Raw genomic sequence first — 7,163 nt, 5'->3', positions numbered from 1 at the left:
AACCACCTCTCCCCCGCTTCGCAGGGGCGAGGAACCGCTGCCGCGATGCCAGCGCCTCTCCAGCTTGGGTTCCTCGCCCCTGCGAAGCGGGGGAGAGGTGTCGAGGCGAAGCCGAGACGGAGAGGGGGTCTTTTCATCAGCACAAGCGTCTTCGTCGCCACGCCCGCTTTCGCGTCTGGCTATTGAAAGAAAAGTGGGAAGCGGCGCCTGGGACCGTGCCGTTTCAAATTTATACGAGGCCCGGTCTCCCAGGCGCCGCCGGTGTTCTTGCCCGACCGCAAAGGGAGCGCGGGTTTTCACACCGCGAACTAGCCTCGGTCAGGCCCGGACCTCGGGGCATCCTCGCCCCAGCAACGCCACCGTAGCGCTGCCGATCCGGTACCGTCCCCTCCACGCTCATCCGGTTCATGACCCGTGTTCCCGTGAGGGCGATGGCTGCATTATGCGGGAGGGATAAAGGGGTGTGGATAAAAGGCAGACAAAGACTGCTGACAGATGCTGACAATGGGGCGGCGTATCTCCCCCTTGTGGGAGAAGGTGCCTGAGCGCAGCGAAGGCGGATGAGGGGTGTTTCCAGCCTGAATGCGTCGCGCTTCGCCCAACACCCCTCATCCGACCTCACCCTCGCAAAGCTCGGCTCGGCCACCTTCTCCCACAAGGGGAGAAGGGAGAGGCGCGCGTTCTGCACCGTTCCCACATCTCGCGGCTGTCACGGCATGGACCCTGGGTCCTTCGCCTTCGCTCCGCTCGGCGCCGCTAGGGATGACGAAGGGAGGGTGGGGGACGGTTTTCGCGCAAGCTGAAAATGTTCTAAAATCGGGCAATGCGAGCCTTGCTTGCGAATCGGAGTTTTCGTCGATGCCTTCGCTCAGCTTGCGCATAAATCTCGATCCCGACGGCCGCATCGGGCCGGGCAAGATCGAGCTCCTGGAGCAGATCGCCGCCTTCGGATCGATCTCGGCGGCGGCGCGCGGCATGAACATGTCCTACAAACACGCCTGGGACCTGGTCGAGGAAATGAACAAGCTGTTCGGCAAGCCGGTGGTCGCGGCGCAGACCGGCGGCAAGCGCGGCGGCGGGGCCCAGCTCACTCCGGTGGGGTTGGCGGTGGTCAGCCGTTTCAGGGCCATCGAGCGGGCCGCCACAGCGGTCGCCGAACAACACATGGCCGCACTCCAGGCGGAGATCGAAGCGGCTTGAGATTCATCGTGCTGGGTTCTGTCGGGAGAATGCCGGCCCCTCATCCCCCTGCCCGGGACCTTCTCCCCCGTAAACGGGGAGAAGGAGGAAGCTTGTTACGCCGCCTTCTTCTTCGCCAGTCTTGCCTTGATGCTCTCCACGTCGGCGCGGGGCGTGGCGGCAAAAAGGGTCTTGGTGTAGCTGTGCTGCGGGTTGGAGAAGACCTCGTCCCGTGAGCCGTATTCAACGGCCTCGCCGTAGTACATCACCATCACGTCATCGGCGATGTAACGCACCACCGACAGATCGTGGCTGATGAACACATAGGTCAGCTGGAACTCGTCCTGCAGGTCGGCCAAAAGGTTCAGAACCTGCGCCTGCACCGAAAGATCGAGCGCCGAGACCGGCTCGTCGAGCACCAGGAGGCTGGGGTTGAGCATCAGCGCGCGCGCAATCGCGATGCGCTGGCGCTGGCCGCCAGAGAACATGTGCGGATAGCGGTTGAAGTGCTTTTCTTCCAGCCCGACCTTCAGCAGCATCTTCATGGCGCGGTCGCGTCGCTCGGACGCCGGAACGCCGGTGTTGATCAGCAGCGGTTCGCCGAGCACGTCGCCGATCTTCTGGCGCGGATTGAGCGAGCCGTAAGGGTTCTGGAAGACGATCTGCACCTTTCGCCGCATCTCGGTGGTCAGCGTCTCCTTGCCGATGTCGACCTTGTTGCCGTCGATCAACAGTTCGCCGGACGTCGCGGGGTCGATCAACGTGATGATGCGGGCGAGCGTGGACTTGCCGCAGCCGCTCTCGCCGACGATCGCCAGCGTCTTGCCCTTTTCGACGGAAAAGGAAACGCCCTTTACCGCATGCACGGTCCTGGCCTTGTTGAACAGGCCGCCCGACAGATGGTAGTCGCGCACGATGTTCCGGGCTTCGAGGACGAGCTGGCTCATTGGGCGGCTCCCGCAACCGGCGCTTCGTCGACCATGAAGCCGGCAACCGTGGGCAGCCGGTCGCCGACGGCGTTTTCCGGCAGCGCCGACAGAAGCGCCCTGGTGTAGTTGCTCTTCGGGCTCTCAAACAGCGACAACACGTCGGCCTCTTCCATCTTGCGTCCCTTGTACTGGACGATGACACGGTCGGCCGTCTCGGCCACCACGCCCATATTGTGGGTGATCATGATCAGCCCCATGCCGTGCTCGGCCTGCAGCCGCATCAACAGGTCGAGGATCTGCTTCTGGATGGTGACGTCGAGCGCGGTGGTCGGCTCGTCGGCGATCAGGAGCTTGGGGTTGCAGGCAATGGCGATGGCGATCATCACGCGCTGGCACTGGCCGCCCGACATCTGGTGCGGATAGTGGCCGAGCCGCTCGGCCGGATCGGGAATGCCGACCGCCGAAAACAGTTCGATGGCGCGGGCGCGGCGCGCCGCCTTGTCGAGGCCGAGATGCACGCGCAGCACCTCCTCGATCTGGAAGCCGACGGTGAAGCAGGGGTTCAGGCTCGCCACCGGCTCCTGGAAGATCATCGCCATGTCCTTGCCGACCATCTTGCGGCGCTCGGCAGGCGACAGCTTCAGCAGGTCGCGGCCGTTGAAAGCCATTTTGTCAGCCGTCACCTTGGCGGTCCATGGCAGAAGCCCCATCACCGCCAGCATCGACACCGACTTGCCCGAACCCGACTCGCCGACGATCGCCAGCACCTCGCGTTCGTGCACCTTCAGCGACACGCCATCGACGGCACGGAACGGGCCGGACGCCGTCTGGAACTCGACGACAAGGTTTTCGATTTCAAGCAGCGCCATCTCAGGACCTCTTCAATTTCGGATCGAGAGCGTCACGCAAGCCGTCGCCCATCAGGTTGATCGCAAGCACGGTCACCAGGATGGCGATGCCGGGCAGCGTCACCACCCACCAGGCGCGCAGGATGAACTCGCGCGCCTCAGCGAGCATGGTGCCCCATTCCGGCGTGGGCGGCTGCGCGCCCTGGCCGAGGAAGCCAAGGGCTGCGGCGTCGAGGATAGCGCTGGAGAAGGACAGCGTCGCCTGCACGATGAGCGGCGCCATGCAGTTTGGCAGGATGGTCTTGAACATCAGCCGGAGATTGCCGGCGCCGGCAACCTTCGCCGCCACGACATAGTCGCGGGTCTTTTCGGTCATCACCGCGGCGCGCGTCAGGCGCACGAAATGCGGCTGGAAGACCAGCGCGATGGCGATCATGGCGTTGGTGAGGCCGGGCCCGAGCACGGCGACCAGGACCAGCGCCAGGAGCAGCGAGGGGAACGCCAGGATGATATCCATCACCCGCATGATGACGGTGTCGACCCAGCCGCGGAAATAACCGGCGATGACGCCGATCAGGATGCCGCCGGTGAGCGCGATGGTGGTGACGATGACGCCGATGAACAGCGAATAGCGCGTGCCGTAGATCAGGCGCGAGAGGATGTCGCGCCCAACCGCGTCGGTGCCGAGCAGGAACGCGGCACGTCCGCCCTCCTGCCAGAATGGCGGCACCAGCACCGCATCGCGGTATTGCGCATTGGGACCGTGCGGCGCGATCAGCGGCGCAAAGATCGCCACGATGACCAGGAAGATGAAGAACACCAGGCCGACGACGGCGCCGCGGTTCTCCGAGAAATAGTACCAGAACTCTGCGAGACGCGCCCTTCGCGACGGATCGGCGGAGACGGGACCGGCTGTGGTGGCTGTTTGCGCCATCTTGTTCTCCTAGTGCCGGATGCGTGGATTGATGAGGCCGTAGAGCAGGTCCACGACGAGGTTTACCAGCATGATGATGCCGGCGATGAGAAGCAGGCCGCCCTGGATGACCGGATAATCGCGCCGTGACACCGAATCGACCATCCACTTGCCGATGCCGGGCCATGAGAAGATGGTCTCGGTGAGGATGGCGCCGGCCAGCATGACGCCGACCTGCAGGCCGATGGTGGTGATGACCGGGATCATGGCATTGCGCAGCGCATGCACGCCGATGACGCGGAAGGTCGACAGGCCCTTGGCGCGGGCGGTGCGAACGTAGTCCTCCGACAGCACCTCCAGCATGGCCGAACGCGTCTGCCGCGCGATGACGGCGAGCGGAATGGTGCCGAGCACGATGGTCGGAAGGACAAGATGGCTCGCCGCCGACTTGAAGGCGCCTTCCTGGCCGGAAAGCAGCGAGTCGATCAGCATGAAGCCGGTGACCGGCGGGAAGAAGAACATCAGCGAGATGCGGCCCGAGACGGGCGTCCACTGCAGGATGCCGGAAAACAGGATGATGAGCAGCAGGCCCCACCAGAAGATCGGCATGGAGAAGCCGACGAGCGCGGTGCCCATGGTCATCTGGTCGAAGAACGAGCCGCGCTTGACGGCGGCGAAGACGCCGGCCGGAATGCCGAGCACGATGGCGAAGATGATGGCGCAGATCGACAGTTCGAGCGTTGCCGGGAAAAGCTGGAAGAATTGTTCGAGCACCGAGCCCTTGGTCGAGATCGAGGTACCGAAATCGCCCTGCATGATGCCCCACAGGTAATCCAGGTACTGGATGACGATCGGCCGGTCGTAACCGAGCGCATGGGAGATTTCCGCGTGCCGTTCCGGTGACATGACGCGCTCGCCCGAGAGCAGCGCGACAGGGTCACCCGGCAGCATCCGGATAAAGGAAAAGGCGATGATGGAGACCCCGATGAATGTCGGGATCAGGACGGCTAGCCGCCCCAGGAGAAACCGGAGCATATCAGACCTTCAGCAAGGTGTTCCGAGGCATTGAAAAGGATAGCACAAAAAGCACGTCGGGGCGCTTGCATGACAAGCGCCCCTCCGCATCTATCCACGGTGCCGACTTATTCTTTGATGTCGACGCCGTCAAACGTGAAATCGCCGAGCGGGCTCTGCACGAAGCCTTCGACGTTGGCGCGCATCGGGACGACCGCCAGCGAATGGTCGAGCGTTGCCCACGGAGCCTGCTTCTTGAAGACCACCTGCGCTTCTTCGTAAAGCTTGGTGCGCTCGGCCTGGTCGCTGGCTTCCTTTGCCTTGGTGACCAGATCGTCGAACTCCTTGTCGCACCACTGGGCGCGGTTGTTGCCGCCGACGGCGTCGCAACCGAGCAGGGTGTCGAGGAAGTTGTCCGGATCGCCATTGTCGCCGGTCCAGCCGAGGATGACGGCGCCGTCACGGTCCTTGGCCTTCGACTTGTCGAGGTACTCGGCCCATTCGTAGGAGACGATCTCGACCTTGACGCCGATCTTCTCGAAGTCCGACTGGATCAGTTCGGCGGCGCGACGTGCGTTGAGCATGTAGGGACGCGCAACCGGCATCGCCCACACCTTCATCGACAGGTCCTTGACGCCGGCGTCTTCCAGCATCTTCTTGGCCGCTTCCGGATCGTACTTGTCGTCTTCGACGGCGTTGTTATACGACCACATCGTCGGCGGGATCGGGTTCTTGGCCGGGGTTGCCGCGCCCTGGAACACGCCGTCGACGATCGCCTGCTTGTTGATCGCCATGTTCAGCGCCTTGCGCACTTCCGGCTTGTCGAACGGAGCCTGGGTCGTGTTGTAGGCGAGGTAGGCGACGTTGAGGCCTTCCTGCTCCATGACCTTGAGGTTCGAGTCGGCCTTCATCGCCGCGACGTCGGCCGCGTTCGGGTAAGGCATCAGGTGGCATTCGCCAGCCTTCAGCTTCTGGTAACGAACCGCAGCATCGGTGGTGATGGCGAAGACCAGGTCGTCGATCGGCTGCTTGCCGCCCCAATAGTCGGCGTTGGCCTTGTAGCGGATGACGGCGTCCTGCTGGTAGCCGACAAAGGTGAACGGACCGGTGCCGAGCGGCATCTGGTTGAGCTGGTTCATCTTGCCGTCAGCCTGCAGCTTGTCGGCGTATTCCTTCGACATGATCGAGGCGAAAGGCATAGCGACGTTGGCGAGGAACGGCGCTTCCTTGCGCTTCAACGTGAACTTGACGGTCATGTCGTCGACCTTCTCGATCTTCTCGAGCAGTTCGGGCATGCCCATGCCGGCGAAGTATTCCCACGACGCGCCTTCGACATACTTGTTCCAGGCGTTGTCGGCCTTCCACTGGCGCTCGTAGGAGAAGATCACGTCATCGGCGTTGAAGTCGCGGGTCGGGGTGAAGAAGTCGGTGGTCTGGAACTTCACGCCCGGACGCAGCTTGAAGGTGTACTGCAGGCCGTCGTCGGAAACTTCGTAGCTTTCAGCAAGGCCCGGCTCGGTCTCGGTGGTGCCTTTCTTGAACTCGAGCAGCCGGTTGTAGACGGGGTGAGCGGAGGCGTCGAAGGTGTTGCCGCCGGTGTAGAGGCCGGGGTCGAAGCCTTCCGGCGACGCTTCCGAGCAATAGACGAAGGTCTTGGCGCTGGCCGCCCCAGACAGCATCGTTGCGGCCAGCAACGCGGCCGCGAAACTCGTTTTCAATCTCATTGAGCACTCCCTGAAGTTGTTTCCAAGCCCCTCTATCAGGCTCGAGAAGGGCGCATATAAGCAAAGATTGATCGGGTTTGGAACACCCCGCTTGCGTACCGCATGGGAACGGGAAAAATGTTCCACGGAATCCATCACAAAGGGTAAAAACGACTGCCAATTGCCACGATCCCACCGCGTATCAGCAAATATTTCTATTAGAAACATTCCGCGAGCGACTCCGCCTTGGCTTTCCCAACCATCTGCTTATGTTTGCGTGACTGCCTTGGAGAATTGCATGGCGAAAAAGGGCTGGCAGCACGCGGTGCTGCATTTCTGGTTCGAAGAACTGACCTACGACGACTGGTTCGCGGTCAGGAAGGAGCTCGACGACACTATCCGCGACCGTTTCGAAGCTCTCCACGCAGACCTCGCGCGGGCCATTCCAGCCGAGGCGCTGCTGGAAGCGGATGCGGCGCTGGCGGCGGTGATCGTGCTCGATCAGTTTTCGCGCAACATGTTCCGCGGCAGCGCCGATGCTTTCGCGTCCGACCGTCTGGCTATCGCGGTGGCGGCG

The 7,163-nt window shown here is 62.9% G+C and carries 7 protein-coding genes; 2 read left to right on the top strand and 5 right to left on the bottom strand.

Going from position 1 to position 7,163, the window contains the following annotated elements:
* Window positions 1-858: 858 nt before the first annotated feature.
* Window positions 859-1,200 carry a winged helix-turn-helix domain-containing protein gene (locus F3H98_RS30520; RefSeq protein ID WP_149764715.1) on the top strand — a complete coding sequence of 114 codons (342 nt, stop codon included), beginning with the start codon at window positions 859-861 and terminating at the stop codon, window positions 1,198-1,200.
* 95 nt (window positions 1,201-1,295) lie between these two features.
* On the opposite strand, the gene F3H98_RS30515 is transcribed toward F3H98_RS30520, so the two are convergent.
* The 5 genes from F3H98_RS30515 to F3H98_RS30495 all read right to left on the bottom strand — a co-directional run bounded on the left by F3H98_RS30515 (window position 1,296) and on the right by F3H98_RS30495 (window position 6,607).
* On the bottom strand, window positions 1,296-2,126 hold the full coding sequence (locus tag F3H98_RS30515; RefSeq protein ID WP_149764713.1) for an ABC transporter ATP-binding protein: 831 nt from the start codon (window positions 2,124-2,126) through the stop codon (window positions 1,296-1,298).
* Window positions 2,123-2,977 carry an ABC transporter ATP-binding protein gene (locus F3H98_RS30510; RefSeq protein ID WP_149764710.1) on the bottom strand — a complete coding sequence of 285 codons (855 nt, stop codon included), beginning with the start codon at window positions 2,975-2,977 and terminating at the stop codon, window positions 2,123-2,125. Before F3H98_RS30510 ends, F3H98_RS30515 begins: the two co-directional genes overlap by 4 nt.
* A gap of 1 nt (window position 2,978) precedes the next feature.
* A complete protein-coding gene (locus F3H98_RS30505; RefSeq protein WP_149764708.1) occupies window positions 2,979-3,890 on the bottom strand; it encodes an ABC transporter permease subunit in 912 nt (303 codons plus the stop codon).
* Between the two features lie 9 nt (window positions 3,891-3,899).
* Window positions 3,900-4,904, bottom strand: coding sequence for an ABC transporter permease subunit (locus F3H98_RS30500; protein ID WP_149764706.1), 1,005 nt, complete (start codon window positions 4,902-4,904; stop codon window positions 3,900-3,902).
* Between the two features lie 107 nt (window positions 4,905-5,011).
* On the bottom strand, window positions 5,012-6,607 hold the full coding sequence (locus tag F3H98_RS30495; protein WP_149764704.1) for an ABC transporter substrate-binding protein: 1,596 nt from the start codon (window positions 6,605-6,607) through the stop codon (window positions 5,012-5,014).
* Window positions 6,608-6,884: 277 nt separating this feature from the next.
* On the opposite strand from F3H98_RS30495, the gene F3H98_RS30490 reads away from it, so the two are divergent.
* On the top strand, window positions 6,885-7,163 hold a 279-nt coding region (locus F3H98_RS30490), incomplete at its 3' end, for a DUF924 family protein (RefSeq protein WP_149764702.1).

Source organism: Neomesorhizobium albiziae (assembly GCF_900114255.1).
Taxonomy (GTDB): domain Bacteria; phylum Pseudomonadota; class Alphaproteobacteria; order Rhizobiales; family Rhizobiaceae; genus Neomesorhizobium; species Neomesorhizobium albiziae.
The sequence above is the reverse complement of the archived record's forward strand: the minus strand, read 5'-3'. Positions and strand labels throughout refer to the sequence as shown.